Annotated in this window: 22 protein-coding genes; 11 read left to right on the top strand and 11 right to left on the bottom strand. The window is 67.2% G+C overall.

Annotated elements, in window-relative coordinates; all coding sequences use genetic code 11:
* The first annotated feature begins 5 nt into the window (after positions 1-5).
* The 4 genes from H3005_RS11300 to H3005_RS11285 all read left to right on the top strand — a co-directional run bounded on the left by H3005_RS11300 (position 6) and on the right by H3005_RS11285 (position 6,762).
* Positions 6-1,034 carry an SIS domain-containing protein gene (locus H3005_RS11300; RefSeq protein WP_100553557.1) on the top strand — a complete coding sequence of 343 codons (1,029 nt, stop codon included), beginning with the start codon at positions 6-8 and terminating at the stop codon, positions 1,032-1,034.
* Positions 1,034-2,182 (top strand): N-acetylglucosamine-6-phosphate deacetylase, encoded by a 1,149-nt coding sequence (gene nagA / locus H3005_RS11295; RefSeq protein WP_100553556.1) that lies wholly within the window; start codon positions 1,034-1,036, stop codon positions 2,180-2,182. The genes H3005_RS11300 and nagA overlap by 1 nt, the downstream gene beginning before the upstream one ends.
* 2 nt (positions 2,183-2,184) lie before the next feature.
* Positions 2,185-3,252, top strand: a complete 1,068-nt coding sequence (locus H3005_RS11290) for a DUF5009 domain-containing protein (RefSeq protein ID WP_191078206.1) — start codon at positions 2,185-2,187, stop codon at positions 3,250-3,252.
* Between the two features lie 375 nt (positions 3,253-3,627).
* Complete coding sequence (locus tag H3005_RS11285) at positions 3,628-6,762, top strand: autotransporter outer membrane beta-barrel domain-containing protein (protein WP_191078205.1); 3,135 nt, start codon at positions 3,628-3,630, stop codon at positions 6,760-6,762.
* A 190-nt stretch (positions 6,763-6,952) separates the two neighbouring features.
* Here the strand turns inward: H3005_RS11285 and H3005_RS11280 are convergent, their stop codons facing one another.
* Positions 6,953-7,375, bottom strand: a complete 423-nt coding sequence (locus tag H3005_RS11280) for a hypothetical protein (RefSeq protein WP_191078204.1) — start codon at positions 7,373-7,375, stop codon at positions 6,953-6,955.
* 372 nt (positions 7,376-7,747) lie between these two features.
* On the opposite strand from H3005_RS11280, the gene H3005_RS11275 reads away from it, so the two are divergent.
* The 3 genes from H3005_RS11275 to H3005_RS11265 are packed head-to-tail and all read left to right on the top strand — an operon-like array spanning position 7,748 to position 9,612.
* A complete protein-coding gene (locus H3005_RS11275) occupies positions 7,748-8,788 on the top strand; it encodes a S41 family peptidase (protein WP_100554207.1) in 1,041 nt (346 codons plus the stop codon).
* A gap of 3 nt (positions 8,789-8,791) precedes the next feature.
* Positions 8,792-9,127: a hypothetical protein gene (locus H3005_RS11270; RefSeq protein WP_100553552.1), complete on the top strand. Its 336-nt coding sequence runs from the start codon at positions 8,792-8,794 to the stop codon at positions 9,125-9,127.
* Between the two features lie 50 nt (positions 9,128-9,177).
* Positions 9,178-9,612: an SseB family protein gene (locus H3005_RS11265; protein ID WP_049467432.1), complete on the top strand. Its 435-nt coding sequence runs from the start codon at positions 9,178-9,180 to the stop codon at positions 9,610-9,612.
* Positions 9,613-9,655: 43 nt separating this feature from the next.
* Here H3005_RS11265 and H3005_RS11260 read toward each other — a convergent pair whose 3' ends face one another.
* Together H3005_RS11260 and H3005_RS11255 are read right to left on the bottom strand one after the other, a co-directional pair.
* On the bottom strand, positions 9,656-10,876 hold the full coding sequence (locus tag H3005_RS11260) for a multifunctional CCA addition/repair protein (RefSeq protein ID WP_100553551.1): 1,221 nt from the start codon (positions 10,874-10,876) through the stop codon (positions 9,656-9,658).
* 94 nt (positions 10,877-10,970) lie between these two features.
* Entirely contained in the window at positions 10,971-12,956 is a 1,986-nt protein-coding gene (locus tag H3005_RS11255; protein ID WP_100553550.1) for a transglycosylase SLT domain-containing protein, read from the bottom strand.
* Between the two features lie 151 nt (positions 12,957-13,107).
* Between H3005_RS11255 and H3005_RS11250 the strand changes: the two genes are divergently transcribed.
* Together H3005_RS11250 and H3005_RS11245 are read left to right on the top strand one after the other, a co-directional pair.
* The gene (locus tag H3005_RS11250) at positions 13,108-13,515 is read left to right on the top strand and encodes a biopolymer transporter ExbD (protein WP_100553549.1); all 408 of its coding nucleotides are present in this window, start codon (positions 13,108-13,110) and stop codon (positions 13,513-13,515) included.
* Between the two features lie 257 nt (positions 13,516-13,772).
* Complete coding sequence (locus tag H3005_RS11245; RefSeq protein ID WP_100553548.1) at positions 13,773-16,637, top strand: TonB-dependent receptor; 2,865 nt, start codon at positions 13,773-13,775, stop codon at positions 16,635-16,637.
* Positions 16,638-16,784: 147 nt separating this feature from the next.
* Here the strand turns inward: H3005_RS11245 and fhuE are convergent, their stop codons facing one another.
* From fhuE to H3005_RS11230, 3 genes are all read right to left on the bottom strand, one after another.
* Complete coding sequence (gene fhuE, locus H3005_RS11240; RefSeq protein WP_100553547.1) at positions 16,785-18,920, bottom strand: ferric-rhodotorulic acid/ferric-coprogen receptor FhuE; 2,136 nt, start codon at positions 18,918-18,920, stop codon at positions 16,785-16,787.
* A 182-nt stretch (positions 18,921-19,102) separates the two neighbouring features.
* A complete protein-coding gene (locus tag H3005_RS11235; protein ID WP_100553546.1) occupies positions 19,103-19,669 on the bottom strand; it encodes a M23 family metallopeptidase in 567 nt (188 codons plus the stop codon).
* An 86-nt stretch (positions 19,670-19,755) separates the two neighbouring features.
* Positions 19,756-20,238: an Lrp/AsnC family transcriptional regulator gene (locus tag H3005_RS11230; RefSeq protein WP_100553545.1), complete on the bottom strand. Its 483-nt coding sequence runs from the start codon at positions 20,236-20,238 to the stop codon at positions 19,756-19,758.
* A 72-nt stretch (positions 20,239-20,310) separates the two neighbouring features.
* Here H3005_RS11230 and H3005_RS11225 point away from each other — a divergent pair, with 72 nt between their 5' ends.
* Positions 20,311-21,186 carry an EamA family transporter gene (locus H3005_RS11225; protein ID WP_191078203.1) on the top strand — a complete coding sequence of 292 codons (876 nt, stop codon included), beginning with the start codon at positions 20,311-20,313 and terminating at the stop codon, positions 21,184-21,186.
* A gap of 181 nt (positions 21,187-21,367) precedes the next feature.
* On the opposite strand, the gene H3005_RS11220 is transcribed toward H3005_RS11225, so the two are convergent.
* The 4 genes from H3005_RS11220 to H3005_RS11205 all read right to left on the bottom strand — a co-directional run bounded on the left by H3005_RS11220 (position 21,368) and on the right by H3005_RS11205 (position 24,634).
* Positions 21,368-22,135 (bottom strand): endonuclease/exonuclease/phosphatase family protein, encoded by a 768-nt coding sequence (locus H3005_RS11220; protein WP_089236863.1) that lies wholly within the window; start codon positions 22,133-22,135, stop codon positions 21,368-21,370.
* Positions 22,136-22,157: 22 nt separating this feature from the next.
* Positions 22,158-22,973, bottom strand: a complete 816-nt coding sequence (locus H3005_RS11215; RefSeq protein WP_100553544.1) for a thiol:disulfide interchange protein DsbA/DsbL — start codon at positions 22,971-22,973, stop codon at positions 22,158-22,160.
* A 106-nt stretch (positions 22,974-23,079) separates the two neighbouring features.
* Positions 23,080-23,730 carry a thiol:disulfide interchange protein DsbA/DsbL gene (locus tag H3005_RS11210; protein ID WP_100553543.1) on the bottom strand — a complete coding sequence of 217 codons (651 nt, stop codon included), beginning with the start codon at positions 23,728-23,730 and terminating at the stop codon, positions 23,080-23,082.
* A gap of 106 nt (positions 23,731-23,836) precedes the next feature.
* On the bottom strand, positions 23,837-24,634 hold the full coding sequence (locus H3005_RS11205; protein ID WP_099820952.1) for a c-type cytochrome: 798 nt from the start codon (positions 24,632-24,634) through the stop codon (positions 23,837-23,839).
* A 155-nt stretch (positions 24,635-24,789) separates the two neighbouring features.
* On the opposite strand from H3005_RS11205, the gene yihA reads away from it, so the two are divergent.
* A complete protein-coding gene (gene yihA / locus H3005_RS11200; RefSeq protein ID WP_100462756.1) occupies positions 24,790-25,392 on the top strand; it encodes a ribosome biogenesis GTP-binding protein YihA/YsxC in 603 nt (200 codons plus the stop codon).
* A gap of 118 nt (positions 25,393-25,510) precedes the next feature.
* On the opposite strand, the gene H3005_RS11195 is transcribed toward yihA, so the two are convergent.
* Positions 25,511-26,485 carry an MBL fold metallo-hydrolase gene (locus tag H3005_RS11195; protein ID WP_100553542.1) on the bottom strand — a complete coding sequence of 325 codons (975 nt, stop codon included), beginning with the start codon at positions 26,483-26,485 and terminating at the stop codon, positions 25,511-25,513.
* Between the last annotated feature and the right edge of the window lie 185 nt (positions 26,486-26,670).

Raw genomic sequence — 26,670 nt, 5'->3', positions numbered from 1 at the left:
CTGCCATGTCGCTGTCCGACCCTACTGCCACCCTGATGTTCGCCGAGGCCGCCGAAGCGGCCGACGTCGTTGCCCGCCAGTTCGCCCGCAACCATGCCGTGATGGAAACGCTGGCAGCCAGCCTGCGCGCTGCACCGCCGCCGTTCGTGGTGACCTGCGCACGGGGCAGTTCCGACCATGCCGCGACCTACGGCAAGTACCTGCTGGAAACCCAGCTGGGCCTGGTCGTTGCCTCGGCCTCGCCGTCGGTGGGTTCGGTCTACGCCGCTCCGTTGCAGTTGCGCGGCGCGTTGTTCATCGTCATCTCGCAGTCCGGCAAGAGCCCGGACCTGCTGCGCAATGCCGAGGCGGCCAAGGCCGCTGGCGCGCGCGTGGTGGCGCTGGTCAACGTCGAGGATTCGCCGCTGGCACAGCTTGCCGACACGGTCATCCCGCTGCATGCCGGCGTGGAGAAAAGCGTGGCGGCGACCAAGAGTTACCTAGCGTCGTTGTCCGCGCTGCTGCAGCTGGCCGCGTACTGGAAGCAGGACAGCGCGCTGCGCAATGCCCTGGACCTGCTGCCCGATGCCATGCGCGAGGCCTGGCAGTGCGACTGGAGCGCAGTGACCGATGGCCTGGTGGAGGCCAACAACCTGTTCGTGCTCGGCCGTGGTCTGGGCCTCGGCGCGGCGCAGGAGGCCGCGCTGAAGTTCAAGGAAACCTGCAGCCTGCACGCCGAGGCCTACAGCTCGGCCGAGGTCAAGCATGGGCCGATGGCGCTGGTCGATCGCGGCTTCCCGGTGCTGGCCTTCGCCCAGCCTGATGAAACCGGTGCCGGTACCCGCGCCGTGGCTGAAGAATTCACCGCACGTGGCGCCCAGGTGTGGCTGGCTGGTGCCGGCGGCAACCTGCCCGTCGCCGCCGCGCCGCATCCGTTGTGCGCACCGCTGCTGACCGTGCAGAGCTTCTACCGCGCGATCAATGCGCTGGCGCTGCGCCGCGGCTTCAACCCGGACCTGCCGCCGCATCTGAACAAGGTTACGGAGACGGTGTGATGGCAACCGTGCTGCGCAATGCCCGCATTCTTGCCGGCGATGAGTTTCGCGACGATCTTGCGGTGGTCATCGAAGACGGCCACATCAGCGCGCTGCTGCCCGACGCTGCGCCGCAGCTGGGCACGGCCGACGAGCAGGTCGACCTGGGTGGTGGTTGGCTGCTGCCGGGCTTCATCGATGTGCAGGTCAATGGTGGTGGCGGCGCGCTGTTCAACAACACGCCCGACGTGGCGTCGCTGCGCACGATTGCGCGTGCGCATCGCCGCTTCGGCACCACCGCGATGCTGCCGACCCTGATCAGCGATGACCTCGGTGTGATGCGCGAGGCGATCGCTGCGATGCGCGAGGCCATCGCACAGGGCGTGCCGGGCGTGATCGGCATCCACCTGGAAGGGCCGTACATCGCACCGGCGCGCAAAGGCACGCACGATGCCAGCAAGTTCCGCGTGCCGGACGCGGAAGAGATCGAACTGGCGTCTTCGCTGGACAACGGCGTAACCCTGCTGACCCTGGCGCCGGAGCGCGTGCCGCTGGAGACCATCCGCGCGTTGATTGAACGCGGGGTGATCGTCGCCGCTGGCCACACCGCCGGTACCTATGAAGAGATCCGTGCCGGCCTTGATGCCGGCGTGCGTGGCTTCACCCATCTGTACAACGCGATGTCGCCGCTGCAGGGGCGCGAGCCCGGTGCGGTCGGCGCGGCGCTGGAAGATCGCGACAGCTGGCTCGGCATCATCGTCGATGGCGTGCACGTGCATCCGGCCAGCCTGCGCGTGGCGCTGGCGGCCAAGCCGCGTGGCCGCCTGCTGCTGGTGACCGATGCGATGCCGCCGGTAGGTGCCGACGATCCCAGCTACGTGCTGTATGGCGAAACCATCACTGCCATCGATGGCGTAGTGCGCAACGCGGCCGGCTCGCTGGCCGGTTCGGCGCTGGACATGGCCACCGCCGTGCGCAACACCGTGCAGCTGCTGCGCCAGCCGCTGGCTGAAGCAGCGCGCATGGCCTCGACCTATCCGGCGCAGTTCCTCAATGTCGATGACCGCCTGGGTCACATCGCCGAGGGCTACCAGGCCGACCTGGTGCTGCTGGACGATGCGCTGCAGGTGCGTGGTACGTGGATCGCCGGCCAGTACGAGGCGGCTTGACGATGAGCAGCACGCCGCCACGCCGGTTGGGCTCGATCGACGCCCTGCGCGGCATGACCGTGGCGGCGATGCTGCTGGTCAACAACCCCGGTGACTGGAGTGCGGTGTTTGCACCGCTGCGCCATTCCGAATGGCACGGCTGCACACCGACCGACCTGGTGTTCCCGTTCTTCCTGTTCCTGGTGGGTGTGTCGATGGCGTTCAGCGTCGCACCGCGCGCGCTGGATCCAGGGGCATGGCCGGCACTTGCACGTGGCGTGCTGGAACGCGCACTGCGCATCGCCATTGCCGGCGTGCTGCTGCACCTGCTGGTGTGGTGGGCACTGCATACGCACCACTTCCGCATATGGGGTGTGCTGCAGCGCATCGCACTGTGCGCGGCAGTGGTGGGCGTGCTGGCGGTGTATGCGCGTCCGCGCGTGCAGGCGGCCGTGCTGGTCGCGTTGCTGGTCGGCTACACCGCGCTGCTGCTGGGCGTGGGTGACCTTGCGCCCTGGACCAACCCGGCCAGCCGTCTGGATACCACCTTGTTCGCGCCATGGATCTACCAATGGCAGGCCGATACCGGTCTGGGCCATGACCCGGAAGGATTGCTGAGCAGCCTCGGCGCGTTGGCCAGCACCGTGCTGGGCCTGCTGGCCGGCGGCCTGCTGCGCAGTGGCCGCGCCGGTGCATTGGCTGCGCTGGGTGCGATCACCGCCGTGCTCGGCCTGCTGCTGACGACGGTGTTGCCGCTCAACAAGCAGCTGTGGACGCCCAGCTACGTGCTGTGGACCGGGGGCCTGGCCGCGCTGGCGTTGTGGCTGGGTCACGTGCTGATCGACCGCAAGGGGTGGCCGGCGTTGGGCCAGCGCTTCGGCGTCAATGCGATCACCGCCTATCTGGGGGCTTCGGTGATGTCGGTGATATTGCTGGCGACCGGCGCCTGGGGATGGGTCTGGCAGCAACTGGCCGTGGCGATGCCGCAGGCGCTGGAGCTGGCCTCGATGCTGCAGGCGTTGGTGTTCGTTGCGCTGTGGTGGGGCGTGGCGTGGTGGCTGGACCGACGTCGCATTTATCTGAAGATCTGAGCGCGCAAAGGTCGTAGCGAACGGCCCATCCACGCATGGCGTGGATCTACCGGGCTGGTGGGGCCTGCGGGGTCATACATGCATGGCGTGGATCTGCTGGGCTGTTGGGTTTGCGGGGTCATCCACGCATGGCGTGGATCTACTGGGCCAGGATTGCAGTAGATCCACGCCATGCGTGGATGCTCTTGGCGGGGCAATGATGGTGAACGCATTCATCGATATGCGGGCCGCGTGAGCACTTCCCGATTTCACATCAAAAACGTGACCGCTTGCCTGCAATTTCACCTATCGAAACCATTCATGGCAGGGCAGACTGCGTCAGCAGCGCCGTACATAGCCTCCGCAGTTCCTGATCCCACGACCCAGGAGTGCCGTATGTTCCATGTCGTCCCGCCCGGGTTCCGCCGGCGCCGTTTGACCGTTTCCCTGCTACAGATCCTGGCGGCGCCGTCGCTGCTCGCCCTGGCCGCCCCGGCAGCCTGGGCGGGATGTGATGCCCCCGCCCCCGTCGCCGGGCAGACCGTTACCTGCAGCGCGGCCGCGCCCAACCCCGATGCAACGCCGGTCACCCTTGGTGCTGGAGCCAGCGGCGTTATCGTGAATGTACAGAGCGGTGCGCAGTTGAGTACCAGCAACGCCAACGCCCTCTACGTCGCCCCTACGGCCGGCGGCACCATCAACAACCAGGGCAGCATCGCCGCCAGCGGCACCGTCGGCAGCGGCACCGCCGGTGGCATCAATGCCGATGCGATGGTGACGGTCAACAATGCCGCCAGTGGCAGCATTTCCTCGGCACAGGGGTACGCGCTGTATCTGCAGGGGGGCAGCGGCGTGGTCAACGACGGCCAGATCGGTGCTGCCGCTGGCTGGGGCATCGCCTTCAAAGGTGCAGGCGACAGCAGCGTAGTCAACCGCGGCACCATCAGCGGCGGCACCGGCGGCGTGCAGTTCGGTGCCGGCAACGATCGCCTGCAGATGCTGGCCGGCAGCATCACCGGCGCCGTGCAGCAGGGCGACGGCAACGACGTGCTGCTGCTCAACGGCGGCACGCTCGACAGCCTCGACCAGGGCAGCGGTGATGACCAGCTGACCGTCAACGGCGGCACCATCACCGGACTGGTGACGCAGGGCAGTGGCCGCGATGATTTCGTCATGACCGGCGGCACCATCGGTGCCCTGCAGCAGGGCGACAACATCGATACCTTCCGCATGAGCGGCGGCCGCATCGTCGGCGCGTTCGAAGACGGCGACCAGGCGTGGATGACCGGCGGCCGCATTGGCCGCGTCAACATGAAGCTGGACAAGAACCTGTGGGACATGTCCGGCGGCACCGTCGACGGCAACGTGGTTACCGGCTTCGACACCGACACCATCATCATCTCCGGCACCGCCTATATCGGCGGCAACATCAGTGTCAGCGGCGGCAATGACAGCGTGACCATCACCGATGGCACCGTGCGTGGCCAGGTGCTGTTGAGCACCGGCAACGACACCTTCAACTGGAACGGCGGCGGCATCGTGTACGGCGCCATCGACGCAGGCCCCGATGACGACGTGGCCACGCTGAGCAACCTCAACCAGGGCAACATCGGCGCGGTGCCGCTGTTCGACGGCGGCAGCGGCAATGATCGTCTCAGCTTCAGCAACGTCAAAGGCAGCGGCGTCGCGCGTTTCCAGAACTGGGAAGCGATCAGCCTGGCCAGCAGCACCGAGCTCACCTTCGATGGTGATCTGGTGCTCGGTGACAGTGTCAGCGGTACTGGTTCACTCACCCTGGATGACACCAGCACGATCTATGCAGGCAGCGGGACGCATGCAGTGCGTCCATTCAGCGGCAGCGCGTTGGTCAATGTGGTCAACGCCGGGCGCATCGATCTGACCGGCTCCGCGCCGGGCGATGTATTTACCGTGCGCGGCAACTACCGTGGCGATGGCGGCGGGCTGTACCTGCGTACCGTGCTGGCGGCGGACAACGCCACCAGCGACCGGCTGGTGATCGATGGCGGCACGGCCACCGGCAGCACCGGCATCGGCATCCTCAACGCGGGCGGCAGCGGGGCAGCCACGCTGGTCGATGGCATCCTGGTGGTGCAGGCACTGAACGGTGCCACCACGGCGCCCGGTGCGTTCTCGTTGTTCGCACCGGTCTCGGCCGGCGCCTACGAGTATTTCCTGTTCAAGGGCGGCGTCAGCGCCGGTACCGGTGAGAACTGGTATCTGCGTTCGACAGTTGCGGCCGGGCCGGCCCCCGCGCCGAACGGTGGCGGCGAAGTGGTTCCACCGCCGCCGCCGACACCGCCGGTCGCACCGCCGCCGCCGATTCCCCCGGCACCACCACCGCCACCGGAAGGTGCCATCGATCCGAACCTGACCGCCGGTGAGACCGCGCCACCGCCGCCGCCGCCGGAACCGCCGCCCGTGGCGCCGCCCAGCGATCCACCGGTGCCGGACGTGCCGGTGGCCGGGGGCAGCCTGCCCGGCACCGGTGCGCCGCCGCCCAGTGCGGGAGCAACACCCGCCGCGCCGGACGAGAACGGCCTGGTGCCGCTGTACCGCCTGGAGACCGCTGCCTACGCCGTGGTGCCCCCGCTGCTGCGTGAGACCTCGCTGGCCAGCCTGGGTACCTTCCACGAGCGCCAGGGCGAACAGCGCCTGCTGTACAGCCAGGGCGCGTTCCGCACCGCGTGGGGGCGGCTGGTGGGGCAGAGCAGCGAGATCCACTGGAAGGGCGATGCACGGCCCGGCTTCGATGGCGACGTGATGGGCGTGCAGGCGGGCCTGGACGTATGGGCCGCTGCCGCCGACAACCATCGCAACCAGATCGGCGTGTTCGTCGGCCGCACCCGCGCCGATGGCAGGATCACCGGCCTGGCCGTGGGCTGGGACAACGTGCTGGTCGGCCAGAGCCGGTTGGACGACAAACACGTAGGCCTGTACTGGACGTTGACTGACAGCAGTGGCGGCTACATCGACGCGGTGGCGATGCAGAGCCGCTACGACGGCCGCACGCGTTCGTCGCGCGGGCTGGGCATCGACCTCAAGGGCGATGGCACCACGCTGTCGCTGGAAGCGGGCAAACCACTGCTGCAGGTCGGGCAGTCATCGTGGTGGTTGGAGCCGCAACTACAGGTGATCTGGCAGCGCAGTTCGCTGGATGACCAGCGCGATCTGGTGTCCACCGTTTCCTTCGACAACGACAACGCCTGGACCGGCCGCGTCGGCCTGCGCCTGGCGGGTGATTACCAACTGGCTGACAACGGCTGGCAGCCATATTTCAAGTTGAATTACTGGCACGGCCGTTCGGGCGAGGACCGCATCCTGTTCGACAGCGATGCGATCATCAATTCGCAGCGGTCACGCGCACTGGAAGCCGGTGTCGGCGTGGTCGGGCGCTTCAACCGCACGATCAGCGCATATGCCGTGGCCGATTACACCCGCGAGGTGGGTGGCAGCGACAACGGCAAGCGCCGCATCATCGAAGGCAACATCGGCCTGCGCGCGGATTGGTGACGCCCGCCACTTTGGCTGCTTTGGTGGGTGCCGACCTCGGTCGGCACAAATCCAACCGACGCCATGACCCGCTCTGGTAGGTGTCGACCTTGGTCGACACGAATCTCACCGGCGTCATGACCCGCCCTGGTAGGTGTCGACCTTGGTCGGCACGCCTTGGCAGCAGTCAATCAATTCCCACACACCTGCATCACAACGGCGATCGACCCAGCAACGTACCTGCGTGATCGGCCAGCAGCTGCACCGCATGCAGCAACCCTTCCTCTGTCAGCGGCGGGCATTGCGCCTCCGCGTCGTCCAGTTCACGCGCGGCCTGTGTCGCCAGCAACACGCCACCCAATGCCGACAACGCCAGCAGGCAGCGCGTGGTGCAGGCCAGATCGCGGGCACGCGCCGGCGTGATGCGCAGTTCCGTCCACGGCTCGCCGTCGGCGGCGTGGCAGCGCGTGACGTCGCGTAACCGCTTGAAAAAGGCCGGCGTGGGAGCGGCTTCCTCGGCTTCGGTCAGCGCGTCTTCCAACGCCTCGGCAGTCGCGTTGGACAGCTGCAGGTCGGGCAGTGCATCGCCCAGCAATGTGTGCAGGCGCGGATAGGTGGGGTAGAGCGTTGTCATGGCAACAACCTCATAAGGCAAGGCCACCTGCGGGATGCAAGGTGGCGGGCGGTGCGGGTTGGCGTGCCGGTCAAGAGCAAAGAAGAAGCCGACGGACCCAAGGGTCCCCACGCACCGCCCGCCATGGACCGGCAGGTGGTGCATTGTCGCGAGTGCCTGCAGCGAGGCAATCGGTCATCTTTGCTCATTGATTCGGGACGCCAATCCCGGCCAGCGCAGGTGGCGCTGGCACAGCGACCTTCGCGCGTTTGCCGCCGCGCCGACATGGGCAAAGTTGTAAATCGCAGCCCGATCCTGATGTGCCTGATGCGACACGTCGCGCGACGGCCGAGGCGTTATGCTTCGCCTTCATCCAACGACAGGGAGATGTCGATGCGAAACAGCAAGGGACTGCCGGCACGAGCCGCCTTGATCGCCGCGCTGCTGGCAGCGACCGCTGCCACTGCGGCCGACACCATCGAGATCCCATCACCCGCCGCGCAGGCACAGCTGCTGGACATGCTCGAACGCGAGGCGCTGTACCGAAGCAGGGTCGACTGGCCAGCCACGCGCACGCGGTTGAAGGACGCGCAGGGCGATTCCGCCAAGGTTCGGACCGTGCTGGCCGAAGCCATCGGCCGCAGTTCAGGCGGTCACGGCACCTGGATGACTCCGCAACGACAGCAGCAACGTGTGCAGCGCTTCGCCAAGGAAAATGCCAGCGCCGTCGCCCGCAGCGAAAGCGACGCCACGCACCAACGTGACCCGCGTATCGGCCAGGTGCTGATCGAGGGCTATGCGGCCGACCCCAGTGCGCCGCCGCAGCAGCTGCAGCAGCAGAACATCCAGCGTGCGGTGCGTTGGCAGAACATCATCCGTGAAAAGGACAGCACGTCTCGCTGTGGCTGGATCGTCGACCTGCGCGACAACACCGGCGGCAACATGTGGCCGATGCTGCTGGGCGTTGCGCCGCTGCTGCGCACCTCGGCGATGGGCATCGAGGACGTGGGATCATTCGAGACCGCCGACGGTCCGGTACGGTGGCAGACCACCGCCAGTGGCGTGCGCATGGGCGAGGCGACGCGTCTGGATTTCGGCCAGCCCGGCTATCTACCCAGCCTTGTTGGCGCACCGGTGGCAGTCTTGACCGGCCCGCGCACCGCCAGTTCCGGTGAGGCGACCGTTCTGGCGTTCCGCGGCCGCGCGCAGACCCGCAGTTTCGGCCAGCCCACGGCGGGCGTATCGACTGCCAACGTGGTGCGCCGGCTGGTGGACGGCAGCGCGCTGGTGCTGACCACCAGCGTCATGCGCGATCGCAATGGAAATGGCGACGGGCGGAAGATCGCACCGGACCAGGCCACCGTCGGCGATGCCGCCACGGTGGATACGGCCGAAGCCTGGCTGCTGGCCCAGCCCGCCTGCAGGAAAGGCTGAACCATGCTGCTGATTGGCCAACACGAACGGGTGCTGATTGTCGGCCCCACCGAAGCGCACCACTGCCTGCGCTGCCAGGCTGAAACCGAATTTGCCCCGCAGCTGCGCTACAAGATGGCGCGCATCGACCTGCTGTTCGGCTTCGTCTACCAGCGTCGTTACGAGCTGGCCTGCACCGGCTGCGAACACGGCTGGGTGCTGGATACCGAAAGCATGGACCAGCAGCTGGGCGGGGTGCCGATCCCGTGGCGACACCGCTTCGGCCTGCCGGTGATGCTGGTGGTGGTGGCCGGGCTGGCAGTGGCAGGGTGGATGTGGCGGCAAGGGCACGGTGGTTGAGGACGCGGCCTGCTAAAGTTGCAGCCAGCAATCACGTACCGGAACCGACCATGGACCACGAAACGCCGTTCGAACCCGCCAACGATCTGGAAGTGCGCCTGTTGCAGGCCCAGGATGGAACCCTCACGGCCTCGCAGTTCCTCGACGGCCTGCTGACCGCGCCGGTGTTCGTGCTGCTGGACAAGGCCATCGGTGAAGATGGCGCCTGGGACGAGAGCATTTCGCCGCTGGTGCTGACCAGCGAAGGCGGCGAGCCGATGTTCGCGGTGTTCACTGCGCCCGAGCGCGCGGAAATCTGGCACGAGCAGCTGCCGCAGTTCGCCCATGCCATGCCCATCGCGGTGCATGCGCTGCTGTCGGGCATCGGCGAGGGCGTCGGCCTGGTGCTGAACCCGGGCCTGGACGTGGGCATGGAGATGATCCCCGACGCGGTGGCGCAGCTGAAGGAACGTGCTGCGGCGATCACGCGTGGAATGGCGCACTGATAAAGCTGTGGTTGCCGGCCAGCGGCCGGCACTACCAGATGCTTCAGCGGGCGGCGGCGATCGCCCGTACACGCGCCTTGGCCAGCGCCTCGCCAATGGCCGGCCCCTTCAGGTGCGTGGTGTCCAGGTCACGCGCCTGCACTGACAGCGCTGCCCGGTGCAGGCGCTTCAGCGTTTCGCCCTGCGGGTAGTCGCTGTCCTCGTAACCCAGCCGGCCGCGCTTGTCGGCCTCGCAGCACAGCGCGATGCGGGCCACCCGTTCCGGTCGACGCAGTGCATCGCAGCGGCCCAACAGTTCCAGCACGGTGGCATCGCGCAGTTCGTCGATGCGATGCACGTTCAAGTGCTCGCGACAGACGGCCTCGGCCAAATGCTGGTGCTCGGTCGGAATCTTCAGGCGCGCGCACAGTGCTTTCAGCGGCTTGATGCCGCGCTGTTCGTGCATGATGTGGCGCGGCCATTCCTCGGGCGGGGTCAGGCCCTTGCCGAGGTCGTGGGTGAGTGCGGCGAAGCCGACCAGATCATCACCGGGTGCGAGTTTCGCGGCCATGTCGCTGACCATTTCCTGGTGGATGCCGGTATCGACTTCCGGATGGAATTCCGCGCGCTGCGGCACGCCGTACAACGCTTCGAGTTCCGGCAGTATCGGGCCCAGCGCGTGCGCGTCGTGCAGGGTGCGCAGGAACGCGGACGGGCGCTCACACACCAGTGCCTTGCGCAGTTCCTGCCACACACGTTCCGGCACCAGTGCGTCGAGCTCGCCGCTGGCGGCAATCTCGCGCATCAGTTCCATGGTTTCCGGCGCGACGGTGAAGCCGAGCGAGGCGAAGCGGGCCATGAAGCGCGCCGCGCGCAGCACGCGCAGCGGGTCTTCGACGAAGGCGGGACCGACATGGCGCAGCACGCGCTGCTCGATGTCGCGCGCGCCGCCATAGGGATCGACCAGCGCGCCGCTGTCTTCATCGCAGGCGATGGCGTTGATGGTGAAGTCGCGGCGCTGCAGGTCTTCTTCCAGCGTCACCGCCGGATCGGCATCGACCACGAAGCCGCGGTAGCCACGACCGGATTTGCGTTCGGTGCGCGCCAGCGCGTACTCCTCGCCGGTCTTCGGGTGCAGGAAGACGGGGAAATCGCGGCCCACGGCGGTAAAGCCCTGCGCTTCCATCTGCGCGGGCGTGGCGCCGACGACGACCCAGTCACGGTCGCCGGCAGGGCGCTGCAACAGGCGGTCGCGCACGGCGCCGCCGACAAGATAGATCTTCATGTGGGGGATGATGGCACGGTAGCGCCGGGCCATGCCCGGCGGGATACATCGCGGCGTCCGCCGGGCATGGCCCGGCGCTACCGTCTTCGTGCGATCAATCGCCGCCCTGGTCGGCGTCGGCGGCGCAGGTGAAGCTCTTGCGCTTGTCCACCAGGCGGCCCATCAGGCGGTCGCTCAGCGGCAGTGCGTCGCCATTGAGTCGCCAGTCGTAGATCACGCTGAAGGCCAGCACGCGGGCAACGTACTCGCGCGTTTCCTTGTAGCTGATGGTCTCGATCCACAGGTCCGGATCGAAGCCCGGGCGCTGGGTCTGCCATCGCGCGGTCGGCGTCGGGCCCGCGTTGTACGCGGCGATGGTCACGTAGGGCAGGCCCTCGTACTTGTTCATCAACTGCCGCAGGTACGCGGTACCGATGGCGATGTTGGTGTCCGGGTCGTACAGGCTGTCAGCGCCGCCGTAGCCGGTCAGGCCGATGGACCTGGCAACACCAGCACCGGTCGCCGGCAGCACCTGCATCAGGCCCATGGCGTTGGCAGGCGAACGCGCGCGCGGGCTGAACACGCTTTCCGCACGGATCTCAGCGGCCACCCAGGCCGGGTCCAGCGCATTGCGCGCCGACTCGCGACGGATCGTGGCGTCGTGGTGCAGCGGGAAGCGCAGGTCGTACAGGCGCTGCTCCTGCTTCTGCTTGCCGAGCGAGAACACCGCGCGGTCGAACCAGCCGTTGTCCTGCGCCACGCGCACCGCGAGGCGACGCTGGGTGTCATCGAAGCGCGACAGTGCGTTGTTCCATTCGGCCACCGCCCAGCCGGCGCGGTCGATCTGGTAAAGCGCCATCGCGCGCTGGATGGCCGGATCGCGGGCCACCACGGCCTGCGCCTGCGCGCTGTCGTTGGGCTTCCACGGGCACAGGGTGTAGGGCTGCTGCAGCTTGTCCGCCGCCAGGAAGCCATGGAAGGTAGGCGCGCGTGCGGCTTCGCGGAACAGCGGCTGCGCCTGCTGTGCCTGGCCGGTCTTTTCCAGCATGCGGCCTTCGAAATAGCGCCAGCGCGAATCGTTGCGCTGGGTCGGGCCCATCTTGCGGATCGCTGCCAACGTCGCCGGCCAATCGCCGCGCGACATCGCTTCGCGTGCGCGCCATTCGTGCAGGCGTTCGTCGTAGGCCGCATCGGGTACGGCATTCAAGCGGCGGGCAGAGTCGGGCAGGTAGGACGCCACCGTCCACAGGGCGATCTGGTAACGCACCTGACCCTGCTGTTCGGCGCTCAGGCCCAACGCCTGCGCGTACTGCGGCAGCTGCTGTTCGGTGGCGTCCGGGTCGGCCTTGGCCAGCTTGGCCAGGCCATCGGTGGCGATGCGCCGGCTGCGCTCGTTGCGCGGCCAGTTCAGGGCACTGGCATTGGGCTTGTCGACGAAGGCGGCATAGGTGTTGGCCAGCGCGAGGTCGCCCGCCTGCAGGCCACGTGCGGCCGAACGCATCACCGCCGGCTGCTGGGCATCGGCAGCGGCATCGATGCGCTCCCAGCGCAGGGCATCGCTCATGCCACCCTGCGCCTGCAGCACGGCAAACACGGCGTCGCAGGCGTCGGGAAGCGACTTGCCGTTCTTGCGCCACAGATCCTGTGCCTCGCCAATCCACTGCGGGTCCACCTTGCCGGTGGCTTGGCGCGCCGTCAGCTGCGCACAACGCAGGCCGAGGTTGTCGGTCGGCACCCAGTTGGCCAGCAGCGTCGGCCAGTCCTGCCGGCGCGCCACAGAGGGCAGCCAGGCGCTGCGGAAGCTGTTGGCCACGGCCTGGCCCTGGTAGCGCTTGAGGAAGGCCTGTGCCTGCGCCGTATCCACGGTGTCGATGTTGCGCCGCAGATTGGCGAATTCCAGCCAGCCATACGCTGGATGGCGGCTGAGCGCAGCGGCCTGGCCGGGATCGAACTGGCCCCGTTCGGCGGCCGCGATGGCGGCCTTCAACTGGGCGTTCTGGGCATCGAGGGACTGGGCACTCGCGCAGCCGATCAGCAGCGTGGTGGCCAGCGGGAGCAGGGACAGGGCGGTCGAAGATCGTCGGGTCATGGCGACCAGCATAGCGGGCAGTGGCTGAATTCAGTTTCTCATTGCGTACACGGCAGCAGAGGACAACGACAGCTGAATGATGATGTGATCCGCACTGCCGCGAGGGCGGCTGCCCGGCGTAGGTTTGGGCTGGGGCGACCGGCCCTGCTGCAGGGAGCGGCACATGGCATTCAGTAGCGCAGGAAGAAGCGGCCCACTGGCGGACATCAACGTCACGCCACTGGTGGATGTGATGCTGGTGTTGTTGATCATCTTCATCGTGACCGCGCCGATGTTGTCGCGGCCGATCAACGTGCAGCTGCCGCAGGCCACCGATCGCGTGGTGGATCGCCCCGAGCCACCGCCGCCGATCGAGCTGCGCCTGGATGCGTCCAGCCAGTTGAGCTGGGACGGGCTGCCGATGGCCATCGGCGATCTGCAGTCGCGCCTGCAGGCGCAGGCCAGCGAACATGCCGGCAACCTGCCGGAGCTGCGCATCAGCACCGATCCGTCGGCCGAGTACGACGGCATGGCCAAGATCCTGGCCGCCGCCGAGGCCACCGGCATGGAACGCATCGCGTTCGTGCAGTGAGCGAGTCACCGGTGCGGCCTTCCTGATGGAGGGCCGCACTCGCGCAGGGGCGCTTACAAAGGCACCGTTGGTCAGCGCGGCCTTCGGTGAATACGCAGCGAAATGACGTTATCTGCTTTCAGAATCGTCAAATCTGCGTGAAAGAGTGTCGGGCATCACGCCGCGATCTTTACCGCTTGTTTACAAAGGAGACGCTGCCGCCATGCAGGGGGGAGCGCGGCAGTCCATGTCCCGACATTCCTTTGGAGAGAGAGCGAATGAATTACCTGCACCACCGCCCCTTGGCGGTTGCCGTCGCGCTGTGCGTGACCGCCCTGGCACCGATGGGTGTTGCCGCCCAATCGACCACCACCGACCTGGATCGCGTCGAGGTCACCGGCACCCGCATCAAGCGCGCTGAAGTGGAAGGCCAGGTGCCGGTCCAGACCCTCAATCGCGCCGATATTGAACGCACCGGTCTGACTTCGATCGGTGAAGTGCTGCAGCAGCTCACCGGATCGGGCTCGGCGCTCAATGCCAAATTCAATTCGTCGGGCAACTTCGGCTTCCCGCCCGACGGCAGTGGCGTCGGCGCGGGTTCGGCGCAGGTGGACCTGCGTCATCTGGGTGCCAAGCGTGTACTGGTGCTGGTCGATGGCATCCGCTGGGTCAACGAATCCTCGGCCTCGGGCGTGGGTTCGGCCACCGACCTCAACACCATTCCGCTGGCGATCGTTGAGCGCATCGAGGTGCTGGAGGACGGTGCGTCGTCGCTGTATGGCTCCGATGCCATCGCGGGTGTGGTCAACATCATCACCCGCCGCGACTTCGATGGCGGCCAGGTGACGTTGAACTATGGCCAGTACGGCAAGGGCGATGGCACGCAGAAGGGCGTGGACCTGGCCTGGGGCAAGAGTGGCGACCGTTACAGCCTGTTCCTGGGGGCAAGCTGGACCAAGCAGGACCCGGTGTATGCGAAAGACCGCGAGCAGTCGCGCTTCCCGATCCCCGGCACCGGCCTGGCCTTCGGCAGCGGCGGCATTCCGCAGGGGCGCTTTGCCTTCGTCGATCCCAACACCGGTGCCGAACAGGACATCGTGCCCAACACCGGCGTGAGCAGCCCGCGTTACGACGGCAGCGCCGGCTGCAACCGCACCGACGACTACCACTGCTTCACCAGCGCCGACCGCTTCAACTTCGCCGAATACAACATGGTGCTGACGCCATCGGAGCGTAAGGGCCTGTTTGGCCAGTTCCGTTTCGACATCACCGACAACGTGCAGTGGTACGTCAAGGCACTGGGCAACCGCCGCGAGTCGACCAACCAGGCCGGCCCGGAGCCGCTGTTCTTCGGCCCCGATGGCGCCACCGGCAATCCGCTGGCCGACAACATCGTGGTCTCGGCACTGAACCCGTACAACCCGTTCGGCTTCGACCTGGTGTCATCGGGCAACATGAGCCTGATCGGTCGCCGCCCGGTGGAAGGTGGCGCGCGCGTGTTCGAGCAGCAGGTGGATACCACGTACTTCGCCACCGGCCTGGTCGGCAACTTCCAGGCGGCCGACCGCAGCTGGTACTGGGACGTCAACGGCATGTACAGCAAGAACAAGGCCGAGCAGACCAACTACGGCAGCTACAACATCTACAACGTCAACATGGCGCTGGGCGATCCGGCGGTGTGCGCGGCCACGCCGGGCTGCGTGCCGCTGAACATTTTCGGTGGCGCAGGCTCGATCACCCCGGACATGCTGCGCTGGATCCAGCCGGTGGTGCGCGACCGCAGCCAGAACGAACTGAGCCTGTTCACCGCCAACCTGTCCAGCGATCTGTTCACCCTGCCGGCCGGTCCGGTGTCCTTCGCCACCGGCCTCGAACACCGCAAGTACAAAGGCTCGTACCAGCCTGACCCGCTGACGGTGATCGGCCACTACAACGGCGTACCGTCGCAGCCGACGTCCGGTTCCTACGACGTCAACGAAGCGTACCTGGAGCTGAGCGTGCCGATCTTCGCCGACTCGGCACTGGGCAAGAAGCTGGACCTGAGCCTGGCCGGCCGCTACTCGGATTACTCGACCTTCGGCGGTGAGTTCACGCCCAAGTACGGCCTGCGCTGGCAGGTGACCGATGACTTCGTGCTGCGTACCACCTATGCCGAAGGCTTCCGCGCACCGTCGATCGGTGAGCTGTACGGTTCGGCTGCGCGCGCCGACCTGCAGTTGTTCGATCCCTGCTCGGTGGGCCTGGGTGGCACACCGCCGCGCGGCAGTGCGGCCAACTGTGCCTCGCTGGGCGTGCCGACCGGCTTCCAGCAGGCCAACTCGCAGATCTCGGTGACCACCGGCGGCAACCGCGAGCTGGAACCGGAGCGGTCGCGCAGCTTCAGTGCCGGCTTCGTGTGGAGCCCCTGGTTCGGCAACGATGCGACGTGGTCGGAGCGCTTCGACGTGGAAGTGACCTTCTATCGCCACAACATCGATGGCGCGATCCAGGCGATCAACGCGCAGACCCAGCTGGACCTGTGCGTGGATACGCTGGACCCGATCTACTGCGACGGCATCACCCGTGCCAGCACCGGTGCGGTCAGCAGCTTCAACAACCGCCTGACCAACCTGGGTTCGATCAAGACCGACGGCTGGGATGTGGACCTGTTCTGGACCCTGCCGCAGAGTTCGATTGGCCAGTTCAAGCTGGGATGGAAGAACACGTTCGTCGGTCGCTATGAGGCCACCGGTGCGGCCGGCCAGCGGCAGCCGCAGAAGCCCGGCGTGGAAGTGGCTGACAGTTCGATTCCGGAATGGACCAGCAACGCCAGCATCGGGTGGACGCTGGACAACTGGAGTGCCAACTGGACGGTACGCCACATTTCCGAACTGACCGAAGACTGCGGTGACGCCGTGGCATTCCCGGTGTGCAGCAACCAGGCCGCCGGCACCAACACGCTGTCCGCCACCACCTTCCATGACGCGCAGGTGGGCTACAAGATCGACTGGATGAAGGGGCTGCAGCTGACGGCCGGCCTGAACAACGTGTTCGACAAGGATCCGCCGATCTGCCTGTCGTGCTCGTTGAACGGCTATGACGCCTCGACCTACGACATTCCGCGTGGCCGCTACTGGTACCTGCGCGCGGACCTGCGGTTCTGATGAAGGGACGGCGCCGGGCTCAGCCCGGCGTCCCCATGTGGATGTAGAGCCGAGCCCATGCTCGGATCGATCGCCCACAACGTTGCGAAAGGCAGCCGAGCATGGGCTCGGCTCTACAGGTGCGGGGCGATCGTGCCCCGCGCCTGCTCAGAACGACCAGGTGAAGGTCAGCGAACCGTTGCGACCATCGCCATACGCACCGTAGCCGGTGATCTGCGAGTAGTACTTCTTGTCCAGCAGGTTGTTGAGGTTGGCCTGCACGCTGAATTCCGGCGAGATGCGGTAGCGCACGAACGCACTGACCAGCGCATAGCCTTCCTGTTCGAAACGACCCACCACCGGCGCCGCGTAGTAGATGCGGTTCTGCCAGTTGGCACCACCACCGACGGTCAGTTCCTGCAGCGACTGCGGGGTGTAGCTGGTGAACAGCTTCAGCGCGGTCTGCGGCAGGTTGGTGTTGATGTCGGCGTCGTTGATGTCCTTGGCCACGTAGCGCGACGCACCGAACGTGGCATTCCAGCCCGGTGCCAGTTCGCCGTTCAACTCGAACTCGAAGCCACGGCTGACCGTGCCGCGTGCGGCGACATAGGCCGTTTCATTCTGCTGCCCGTCCACCTTGTCCATGGTGGCCTGGCCGACGTTGTCCTGCTCGATGCGGAACACGGCCAGCGAGGCATTCAGGCGGTTGTCGAACCAGGCACCCTTGACGCCCACTTCGTAGCTCTTGCCATCGACCGGATCCAGGTAGCTGCCCTGCTTGTTGCGCAGCGTCTGCGGCTGGAAGATTTCGGTGTAGCTGGTGTACGCCGAGTAGGTGTCGTTGATGTCGTAGACCAGGCCGGCGTACGGCGTGGTGACCTTGTGCGAGCGATCATTGCCTTCGTCTTCGCTCTTCCAGTCGGTGTAGCGCGCACCGACGATCAGCTTCAGCGGATCAGCCAGTGACAGCCGCGCGGCCACGTAGCCGGCCTTCTGGGTGATGGTGCCTTCGCTGGCCAGTGCCAGTGGATTCCAGTTCGGCTGGGGGATGTTGCCGGTCCAGTTGAGGTAGGTATCGAACGGGTTCCAGCCCGGGCCGCCCATCTGGAAATCGCCGTAGTTGGCGAACTCGCGCTTGTTGTAGCTCAGGCCGGCCATGAACTGGTGCTCGCGACCGAACAGCTGGAACGGACCATCGATGTAGCCGTCGATGCCATCGACCTTGCGCTCGGTGTTGTAGAAGCCAGCCATCGGCGTTACGCCCGCGCCGGTTGTCTTGTCGAAGGCGGTGTAGGACGGATAGAACAGCTTGTCATCGGCCTGGGTGCGATCATGCGTGGCGCCGATCTTGAACTTCCAGCCATTGCCGAACGCGTGTTGCAGGGTGGCGAAGGCGCGCTTGCTGGTGGTGTCCCAGTAGGTCCAGTCCGGCGAGGGGTTGAACGACGTCGGGTAGTGGGTTGAACTACCGTCCGCGTACCACATGGGGAAGCCGCCCCAGGTCGCGCCGCTGGCCTTCTTGTGCTGGTAGTCGTAGCCCACGCTGAGCTGGGTATCGGGGGTCAGGTCGGCATCGATCACCGCATAGCCGAGCGTCTTGCGCTGGTTGTAGCGGTCCATCTGCGCGTCGGTGTCCAGGTAGCTGCCGATCACACGGCCGCGCACAGTGCCGCTGGCGTTGAGCGCGCTGCCCACGTCCACGGTGGTGCGGGTGCGGCCCCAGCTGCCGACGTTCACCGACACGCTGCCGGTCAACTCAGCGCTGTCGGCGTGCTTGCGGATCAGGTTCACCGATGCCGACGGATTGCCGGCGCCACTGAGCAGGCCGGTGGCGCCGCGCACCACTTCCACGCGGTCGTACAGGGCTAGGTCCAGTCCGGAGTCGCCGTAGCTCCAGTTCTGCACCATCTGCGTGGGCAGGCCATCGAACTGGTAGCTGTCGATGTAGAAGCCGCGCGCGTAGAACTCGGTGCGCTCGCTGTCCGACTGCGTGCTGGTCACGCCGGTGGTGTTGCCCAGCACGTCGATGATGTCATCCAGCTTCTGATCTTCGATGCGCTGGTGGCTGATGATGCTGACCGACTGCGGGATTTCGCGCGGCGCCAGGTCGAAGCGGGTACCGGCCGAGGTGCGGCGCACCGAATAGCCTTCGGCGCGCTCGCCCTTCACCACGACCTTGTCGAGGGTGGTCGGATCGGCGGCGGTTTCGGCGAAGGCAGCCGGGGCGGCGGCCACGCAGAGTGCGGCGAACACGGCGGCGGACAGCCGCTGCGGCTGCAGGGGACGGAAGGCGGGACGGATCATCGGGGGATTCCTGGACGGGCACGCGCGTTCGGCCGGCATCCAGGAGGCGAGGCGCTACGGGTAGGGGAAGGGCGGGCAGGCCGTCCTGGCACCACCGGAAACGAAAGAAAGAAATGGTAATACGAACTATTCCTATTTACAAATAATGAACGGGCGGATCCAAGGCGAGGCCCGCGCCGCAGTCAGCGGATGTCTTGCCCCTGCAGCAGCGGCAGTGGGTCGCGGGCACCATCGGCGCCGTAGATGCCCCAATGCAGATGGGGCGGCGTGCCCTTGGCGTTGCCGCTGTCGCCGACATGGCCGAGCAGGTCGCCGGGTTGCACTACCTGTCCGCGCGCCAGGCCATCGGCCCAGTCTTCCAGGTGCGCGTAGTAATAGCGCTCGCGTCCCGGGCCGATGACCCAGACCTGGCGGCCACCGAGGCCGCTGTCGCGGATGTCGGCGATGACGCCGGGGGTAGCGCTGCGCACCGGCGTGCCGCGCTTGCCGAAGATGTCGATGCCCGCGTGCGTGCGGTCGCGCCCGCGTGGTGCTCCGAAGGTATCGGCGATCTGGCGCGGGCGGACGCCTTCCACCGGCACCGGCAGCTGCGTGGCCGGCGGCATGCGCGAGAGCGTCCACAGCATCTTCGGTGCGGCGGCCCACGGGCTGTTCCAGAAGGCCATCGCCGCGATGACCAAAATCAGCAGGATGGCGCCACGCAGGAGCCAGCGGCGCAGGCGATGGGCGGGCGAGTGCGATGTATTCATGGTCTCCGAACGTAGAGTCGAGCCATGCTCGACTGCTTCGGTTCTTGGGGATACGCGAGGGAAAAGCAGTCGAGCATGGCTCGACTCTACAGAAGCGCTACCAACGGTACGTCGAAGCCACGTTTCAACGTGCCCAGCGCCACCGACGTGCGGAAGCGCTCGATGTTGTCATCCGCACCGAACAAGCGCTCGGTGATCGCCTCGTACTCTTCCATCGATGCCGCCGAGAGCAGGAGCAGGAAGTCGCCGTCGCCGGTGATCGAGTAGCACTGCTGCACGGCAGGGTCGTCCTGCACGCGGCGGCGGAACGGGGCGACCTTCTCGCGCTGTTCGCTGACCACGCGCACCTCGACGATGATGGTCAGCGGCCGGCCGATCTTCGTGGCATCGATCACCGCCACATTGGCGGCGATCACGCCGCTGTCCTGCAGGCGCTTGATCCGCCGCTGCACGGCCGGGGTCGACAGGTGCACGGCTTCGGCGATCTGCCGCTGCGGCAGGGTGTTGTCCTGCTGCAGCAGGGCGAGGATGGCGCGGTCGAAGCTGTCCAGCACGGGGGCGGTGGCCATGGTGAGCAGAAGTTGCACGGACGGGCCGTCAATTGAGCCAAGTGCTCGCCGCCGGCGCAATAGACTGGCGGCATGCAGACTTCTCGAATCGCGCCGATGTTGCCGGCGCTGGCGGTGCTCGGCTCGGTCACCGCACTGGCCATCGGTACCTCCTACGCCAAGCAGCTGTTCCCGTTGATCGGTGCGCAGGGCACCAGCGCGCTGCGCGTGGGCTTCTCGGCGCTGTTGCTGCTGCTGTTCTGGCGGCCATGGCGTTGGAAGACCAGCCGCGTGGATGCGATCACCATCCTGCGCTACGGCCTCACCCTGGGCCTGATGAACCTGTTGTTCTACATGGCCTTGCGCACGATCCCGTTCGGCATTGCGGTGGCCATCGAATTCACTGGCCCGTTGACGGTGGCGATGTTGTCGTCGCGGCGGCCGATCGATTTCCTCTGGGTGGGCTGCGCGGCCGTAGGGCTGCTGTTGCTGCTGCCGATCGGCGGCGGCCCGGCACTGGACCCGGTGGGCGTGCTGTACGCCATGGGCGCGGCGGCCTGCTGGGGCCTGTACATCGTGTTCGGCAAGCGCGCCGGCCACCTGCATGCCGGGTATTCGGTGTCACTGGGGCTGCTGGCCGCGTCGCTGGTGGTGGTACCGGTGGGCGTAGTGCATGCGGGGGCGGCGTTGCTGGAGCCGAAGATCCTGCTGGCCGGGCTGGTGGTGGCGCTGGTATCCAGCGCGATCCCGATGTCACTGGAGATGATGGCGCTCAAGCGCCTGCCGAAGGAGACCTTCGGGATCCTGATCAGCATGGAACCGGCGGTGGCCGCGCTGTGGGCGATGCTGCTGCTGCACGAGCACCTGCATGGACTGCAGTGGCTGGCGATCGGCTGCACGGTGCTGGCCTCGGTGGGCAGCACGATGACGGCAAGGCGGTTGAAGGTGCCGGTGGCGCAGGCGGGGTAGCGCCGGGCGATGCCCGGCGGAGAGAGCGTGCGGACCAACGGTCCGCACCCACACGAGCAGCTGTCCGCACCCACACGAGCAGCTGTCCGCACCCACACGAGCAGCTGTCCGCACCCACACGAGCAGCTGTCCGCACCCACCGGATCAGCGTGCCAACCCAGGTTGGCACCTACCAGAAGCGTTAGCGCAGGGCGTCGGCGGGGACGTCGATCGCCATCGCCAGGGCGAGATGGTCGGAGAACGCGGCCGGCACCGCTTCCACGTTGCGGGTCTGCAGACCGCTGCTGACCAGGATGTGGTCGATGGCACGGTCGGGGCGCCAGCTGGGGAAGGTCGGCACGATGCAGCCGGGCGGCTGCAGGCGGGTCTTCTGGTACAGCACCTGCATTTCCGGACGTTCGGCCAGGCAGTTGAAGTCGCCCATCAGCACCGCATTGGGATGGTCCGACAACAGCTCGGCGATGAAACCGAGCTGGGCCATCCGCGAGCCTGCGCCCAGCGACAGATGGGCCACCGCAACGGCCAGGCCATCGCGACCATCGCCGAACTTGGCCAGCAGCACGCCGCGCCCGCCGATGCGGCCGGGCAGGGCGTGGTCCTGCACTTCCACCGGTTCCAGCTTGCTCAGCAGGCCGTTGGCACTGGAGGCAACGCCGCCCATGCGCCGGTTCGGCTGGTGGCTCCAGTAATTGAAGCCGGCGCGCTGGGCCAGGTAATGGGTCTGGTTGGTGAAGCCCGAGCGCAGGCTGCCCGGGTCGGCCTCCTGCAGGCCGACGATGTCATGACCGCGCGCCAAAGTGGCAATCGCGTCAAGGCTGCTGCGCTTGCGACCCGCCGGCAGCGCATGTGACCAGCTGCGGGTCACATAGTCGCTGTAGCGGCGGGTACTTGAGCCGGCCTGGATGTTGGCCGTCAGCAAACGCAGGGTCCGTGTTGTGGGGGAAGTCACGGCCGGGAAAACGTCTCTTTGATCAGTGAGCCTGGGCCGCACCGCGTTCGCGGGCGATCAGGTGGTCGGCAATGCGCAGCATGTCCGGGAAGCTCTTGCCCTTCACCAGGTACTTGCCGTTGACGATGATCGACGGGGTGCCGCTGATCTGGCTGCGCTGGGCGAACTGCTTGGCCGAGTTGGTCTTGGCATTGACCGCGAAGCTGCCCATGGTGGCGGCGAACTGCTTCGGATCGACGCCGTAGGCACCGTAGAACTTGGCGATGTCATCCACCGAGTCGGCACCGCGCTCGCCCTTCAGGGTCTTCTGCGAGTGGATGGCCGAGTACAGCGCTTCGTGGGTCTTCTCCTGCACGCCCAGGGTCTGTGCGGCGTAGAAGGCACGGGCGTAGTTGTCCCAGGTGCCGCCGAACATGGCCGGCACGTAGACGAAGTTCACATCGCTCGGCAGGCCGGCCTTCCACGGGCCGACCAGCGGCTGGAACGCGGCGCAGGCCGGGCAGACGTAACCGAAGATCTCGACCACTTCGACCTTGCCGGCGGCCGGCTGGAACGGCTGGCCGTTCGGGATCAGCTGGTAGTCGGCGCCTTCCACCGGGGCCGGGCCGGTCAGCGCGGCGGTGGTCGGGGCAGGGGCGGTGCTGGCGGCGGTCTTGTCACCTTCGGCAGCCGGTGCAGCGGCTTCGCTGCCTGCGACCGGCGCGGCCGGTTCGGTGCTGGCCGGGGTCGCGGCCGGTTCTGCCGGGGCGGCGGTGTTGGCGGTGCCATCGTCGGCCTTGCAGGCCGCCAGGATCGGCAGCAGCGCTGCGAGGGCGAGGGCGGCGAAACGGGTCTTCATGGAAACGTCTCCAGCATCTGGAAAGGTGGGGCCGGCGTCAGGCGCCGGCCAGAGGGAAATGATGACATGCGGCGGCGACAGCGCCGTGTCGATGGTGTGTGTTGGTTCAGCGGCCGCGGGCGGCGCGGGCCTGGGCGATCAGCGCCGAGGCGATGCGCAGCTGGTCGTCGAAGCTCTTGCCACGGACCAGGTACTGGCCATTGATGATGATGGCCGGGGTGCCCGGCACCTGGGTGCGCTGGGCGAAGGCACGGGCGGCATCGACCTTCTTCTGTACCGCCTCGCCGCGCAGGGCCTGCGTGTAGCGCTCCGGGGTCACGCCGTAGGCCTTGTAGAAGCTGGCGAGCTCATCGGCCGAGACGTTCTGCATCGGCAGCGTGCCGTCTTCGTGCAGAGCCTTGAACACGGCGGCGTGGCTGCGCTTGGCCACGCCCACTTCGTCGGCGGCGTAGTAGGCCAGGGCCCAGGAATCCCAGGCACCGCCGAAGGCGGCCGGGACCGGGGTGAAGCGCACGTCGGCCGGCAGCTTGGCGGCCCAGGCGGCCAACTGCGGTTCGAAATGGGCGCAGTGCGGGCAGGTGTAGCCGAACACCTCGACCACTTCGATCTTGCCGGCCAGCGGTTGGAACGGGCCAGGCTGGGCGATGCGCTCGTAGTCTTTGCCTTCGACCAGCGGGGCGTTGGCGGGGGTGGCGGCGCAGGCCGCCAACGGCAGCAGCACCAGCAGGGACAGCAGAAGGCGGGGAATCAACCTCATCGACACGCATCTCCGTTGAAAATGACAACGCCGGCGCAGCCGCCGGCGTGAAGGAAACATACCGCAGCGGCGGGCCGTCGTGGCGACCCGCGCCGACCAGTGGCGGTCAGGGGGCGGCAGCCGGTCGCGTCGAAGCGCCCTCGGCGGCGAGGTCGTCGGCCTTGTTGTGCAGGCCCTGCAGGTAGCTGGAAAGGGCCTGTACCTCCTGCTCGGTCAGCTTCTGCGCCACCGTGGCCATGATCTGGAAGTGCGCCTTGTCGGTCTCGTTGGTCTGCCCGGCCTGGTATTCCTGCAGGCGCCGGGCGACATAGCTGGCGTGCTGGCCGCCGATGTGCGGGTAGGCCGGGCCCGGGTTGCCGGCACCGCTGGGGCCATGACAGGCCATGCAGGCCGGCAGCCCGCGCTGGGCGTCGCCGCCGCGGTAGAGCTGCTGGCCGATCTGGTAGAACTTCATGCCCTTGTACGGGCCCTCGGCCACCAGCGTGTCGTCGGCGATGCCGGCGTTGGCCTTCTGGGTGGCGAAGAACGCGCCGATATCGCGCATGTCCTGCGGGGTGAGGTTCTGCACGAAGGGCACCATCGCCACAGCAGCGCCGGAACTGCGCTGGCCGTTGGCGATCAGGGCCATCTGCTGGGCGACGTAGCGCTCGCTCTGGCCGGCGATGCTGGGATACATCTCCACCGTGGAATTGCCATCGGCACCATGGCAGGCGGCACACGCGGTGGCTTTGGTCTGGCCGGCCTTGGCATCGCCCCAGGTGGTCTTGCTGAAATCCACCTCGAGCGAGGCGGTCCTGATCGGGCCGTTGTCGGGCAGCGGGGTCAGCGTGGTCTGCGCAAAGGCAGCAGCGGCAACAACGGCAGTAGCAAGGGCGGATACGGCAAGAACGCGAGCGTGGCGCATGCTGAAGCTCCGTATGGACCGGCCGGGCGGCGGCGGCCGGCATCGCCCGGATTATCAACGCCGTTTCAGTACACGGTCAACGCAGCAGTGCAGCATTTTCCCGCAGGAGGCCCGCGGGCCGGGCGCGCGGCGCCGCAACATGCGATCCTATGCGCATGTCATTGCTCATCGAACGCGCCCAATACCACCTCTCTGCCCACAACATGGGGCAGCTGCCGCCCGATGAAGGGTCCGAAGTGGCCTTTGCGGGTCGCTCCAACGCCGGCAAGTCCAGCGCGCTCAACGCGCTGACCCGCCAGAACAGCCTGGCCCGGGTCTCCAAGACGCCTGGCCGGACCCAGCAGCTGGTGTTCTTCCAGGTCACCCCGGACGCCCATCTGGTCGATCTGCCCGGTTACGGCTACGCCAAGGTGCCGCTGGACCTGCAGGCGCACTGGCAGGCCTTCATCGACCGCTACTTCCGCACCCGCGAGGCCTTGAAGGGCCTGGTGGTGGTGATGGACATCCGCCATCCGCTGAAGGACTACGACCGGCAGATGCTGGCCTACGCCGTGCAGCGTGGCCTGCCGGCGCATGCGCTGCTGACCAAGGCCGACAAGCTGAGCCGCAGCCAGCAGATGCAGACCCTGCAGAAAGTGCGCAAGGAACTTCATTCGTCGTTCGGCGATACGGTGAGCGTGCAGGTGTTCTCCGGCGCCGCCCGTACCGGCGTGGATGAAGCCCGCGGCATCATCGGCGGCTGGCTGGGGCTGGAATAAGAAACAGGGCGCCGGGCCTTGCCCGGCGACACTTTTGTAGAGCCGAGCCCACGCTCGGCTGCCGCGCGTAGCGCGGCGAGACCCTGATGGCCGAGCATGGGCTCGGCTCTACACGGCGTCATTTCAACGGCGAGAACTCCGCCGGTACCCACGCATAGGCCTTGCCTTCGCTGCGCACGTGACCCAGCCCGGGGAAGGGCAGGTGCGCGCCGGCGACCCACCAGCCCTTGGCGGTGGCTTCCTGCAACACGCTGCGACGGCTGGCCGTAGCCGCCTTGCGGTCCGAATCGGCCTCGAATGCCGCTTCCGGGTGCGCGAACTGCACTGCATGGAAATGCAGCACGTCGCCCCACACCAGCAGTGACTGGCCCTGGCTGTCGAAGCGATAGGACACATGCCCCGGCGTGTGGCCGTGGGTATCCATCGCCACCGCGTGGCCCGGCAGGGCGTCGCCAGGCTGGAAGGTTTGCAGGCGACCGGCCGCCTGGTACGGCGCCACCGCATTGCGTGCCAGCGCGAAGGCGAAGCGTACGCCTTGCGGCGCCGTGGCTTCGCTGGCCGGGTCGAGCCAGTAGCGGGCATCGGCCTTGGACAACCACACCGTCGCATTCGGATAGGCCGGCTTGCCGTGGGCATCGAGGATGCCGCACAGGTGATCGGGATGGGCGTGGGTCAGCAGCACCTCATCGATCTCGGCCGGGTCCACACCTGCCGCGCGCAGGTTGCCCAGCACCTGGCCCTGGTCAGGGCCGAAGCACTGCGCGGTGCCGGCATCGACCAGGGTCAGGTGCTTGCCCTGGCGCACCAGGAAGGCGTTGATCGCGGTCTGCAGGCCGTTCTTGTCTTCGGGCACGTAGCGGCCTTCGAGCAGGCGGCTGACCAGCGTTGGCGGCACATCGACCACTTCCTGCCGGCCGAGCGCGACCACGCCGTCGAACAGGGCGGTGACCTGCAGCGCACCGATGCGCTGGTGTTGCACACCCGGCACCTGCTGGGTGGGAGCGGGCGAGGTGGCCTCGGCCAGCGCGGCCAGCGGCAGGGAGGACAGGGCCAGCAGCAGGGCGGCGCGCAGCGGCAGGTGGCGCAGGGTCATGGCGGTTCTTCTCGATGAGTGATGGGCAGGCCCGGTGCGCACAGCGTGCCGCGTTGCGCGTGCGTGCGGCGCTCAAACCACTGCGCGGAATGCTCAAGGGGGTTATCGGCAGGGCTGCGCCCTGCACCCGCTATGAGCCACAGCAACAGCAACAGCCGAAGCAAAAGCGGGTTTCCTGTGGGATG

It is taken from the genome of Stenotrophomonas sp. Br8, from assembly GCF_014763005.1.
GTDB classification, from domain to species: domain Bacteria; phylum Pseudomonadota; class Gammaproteobacteria; order Xanthomonadales; family Xanthomonadaceae; genus Stenotrophomonas; species Stenotrophomonas lactitubi.
Note: the sequence above shows the minus strand (reverse complement) of the source record. Positions and strands in the feature narration are given on the sequence as shown.

Bases quoted from the DNA above. Each gene is read 5' to 3' on its own strand.
- H3005_RS11300 (WP_100553557.1), top strand. From the start codon at position 6: ATGTCGCTGTCCGACCCTACTGCCACCCTGATGTTCGCCGAGGCCGCC.
- nagA (WP_100553556.1), top strand. From the start codon at position 1,034: ATGGCAACCGTGCTGCGCAATGCCCGCATTCTTGCCGGCGATGAGTTT.
- H3005_RS11290 (WP_191078206.1), top strand. From the start codon at position 2,185: ATGAGCAGCACGCCGCCACGCCGGTTGGGCTCGATCGACGCCCTGCGC.
- H3005_RS11285 (WP_191078205.1), top strand. From the start codon at position 3,628: ATGTTCCATGTCGTCCCGCCCGGGTTCCGCCGGCGCCGTTTGACCGTT.
- H3005_RS11280 (WP_191078204.1), bottom strand. From the start codon at position 7,375: ATGACAACGCTCTACCCCACCTATCCGCGCCTGCACACATTGCTGGGC.
- H3005_RS11275 (WP_100554207.1), top strand. From the start codon at position 7,748: ATGCGAAACAGCAAGGGACTGCCGGCACGAGCCGCCTTGATCGCCGCG.
- H3005_RS11270 (WP_100553552.1), top strand. From the start codon at position 8,792: ATGCTGCTGATTGGCCAACACGAACGGGTGCTGATTGTCGGCCCCACC.
- H3005_RS11265 (WP_049467432.1), top strand. From the start codon at position 9,178: ATGGACCACGAAACGCCGTTCGAACCCGCCAACGATCTGGAAGTGCGC.
- H3005_RS11260 (WP_100553551.1), bottom strand. From the start codon at position 10,876: ATGAAGATCTATCTTGTCGGCGGCGCCGTGCGCGACCGCCTGTTGCAG.
- H3005_RS11255 (WP_100553550.1), bottom strand. From the start codon at position 12,956: ATGCTGGTCGCCATGACCCGACGATCTTCGACCGCCCTGTCCCTGCTC.
- H3005_RS11250 (WP_100553549.1), top strand. From the start codon at position 13,108: ATGGCATTCAGTAGCGCAGGAAGAAGCGGCCCACTGGCGGACATCAAC.
- H3005_RS11245 (WP_100553548.1), top strand. From the start codon at position 13,773: ATGAATTACCTGCACCACCGCCCCTTGGCGGTTGCCGTCGCGCTGTGC.
- fhuE (WP_100553547.1), bottom strand. From the start codon at position 18,920: ATGATCCGTCCCGCCTTCCGTCCCCTGCAGCCGCAGCGGCTGTCCGCC.
- H3005_RS11235 (WP_100553546.1), bottom strand. From the start codon at position 19,669: ATGAATACATCGCACTCGCCCGCCCATCGCCTGCGCCGCTGGCTCCTG.
- H3005_RS11230 (WP_100553545.1), bottom strand. From the start codon at position 20,238: ATGGCCACCGCCCCCGTGCTGGACAGCTTCGACCGCGCCATCCTCGCC.
- H3005_RS11225 (WP_191078203.1), top strand. From the start codon at position 20,311: ATGCAGACTTCTCGAATCGCGCCGATGTTGCCGGCGCTGGCGGTGCTC.
- H3005_RS11215 (WP_100553544.1), bottom strand. From the start codon at position 22,973: ATGAAGACCCGTTTCGCCGCCCTCGCCCTCGCAGCGCTGCTGCCGATC.
- H3005_RS11210 (WP_100553543.1), bottom strand. From the start codon at position 23,730: ATGAGGTTGATTCCCCGCCTTCTGCTGTCCCTGCTGGTGCTGCTGCCG.
- H3005_RS11205 (WP_099820952.1), bottom strand. From the start codon at position 24,634: ATGCGCCACGCTCGCGTTCTTGCCGTATCCGCCCTTGCTACTGCCGTT.
- yihA (WP_100462756.1), top strand. From the start codon at position 24,790: ATGTCATTGCTCATCGAACGCGCCCAATACCACCTCTCTGCCCACAAC.
- H3005_RS11195 (WP_100553542.1), bottom strand. From the start codon at position 26,485: ATGACCCTGCGCCACCTGCCGCTGCGCGCCGCCCTGCTGCTGGCCCTG.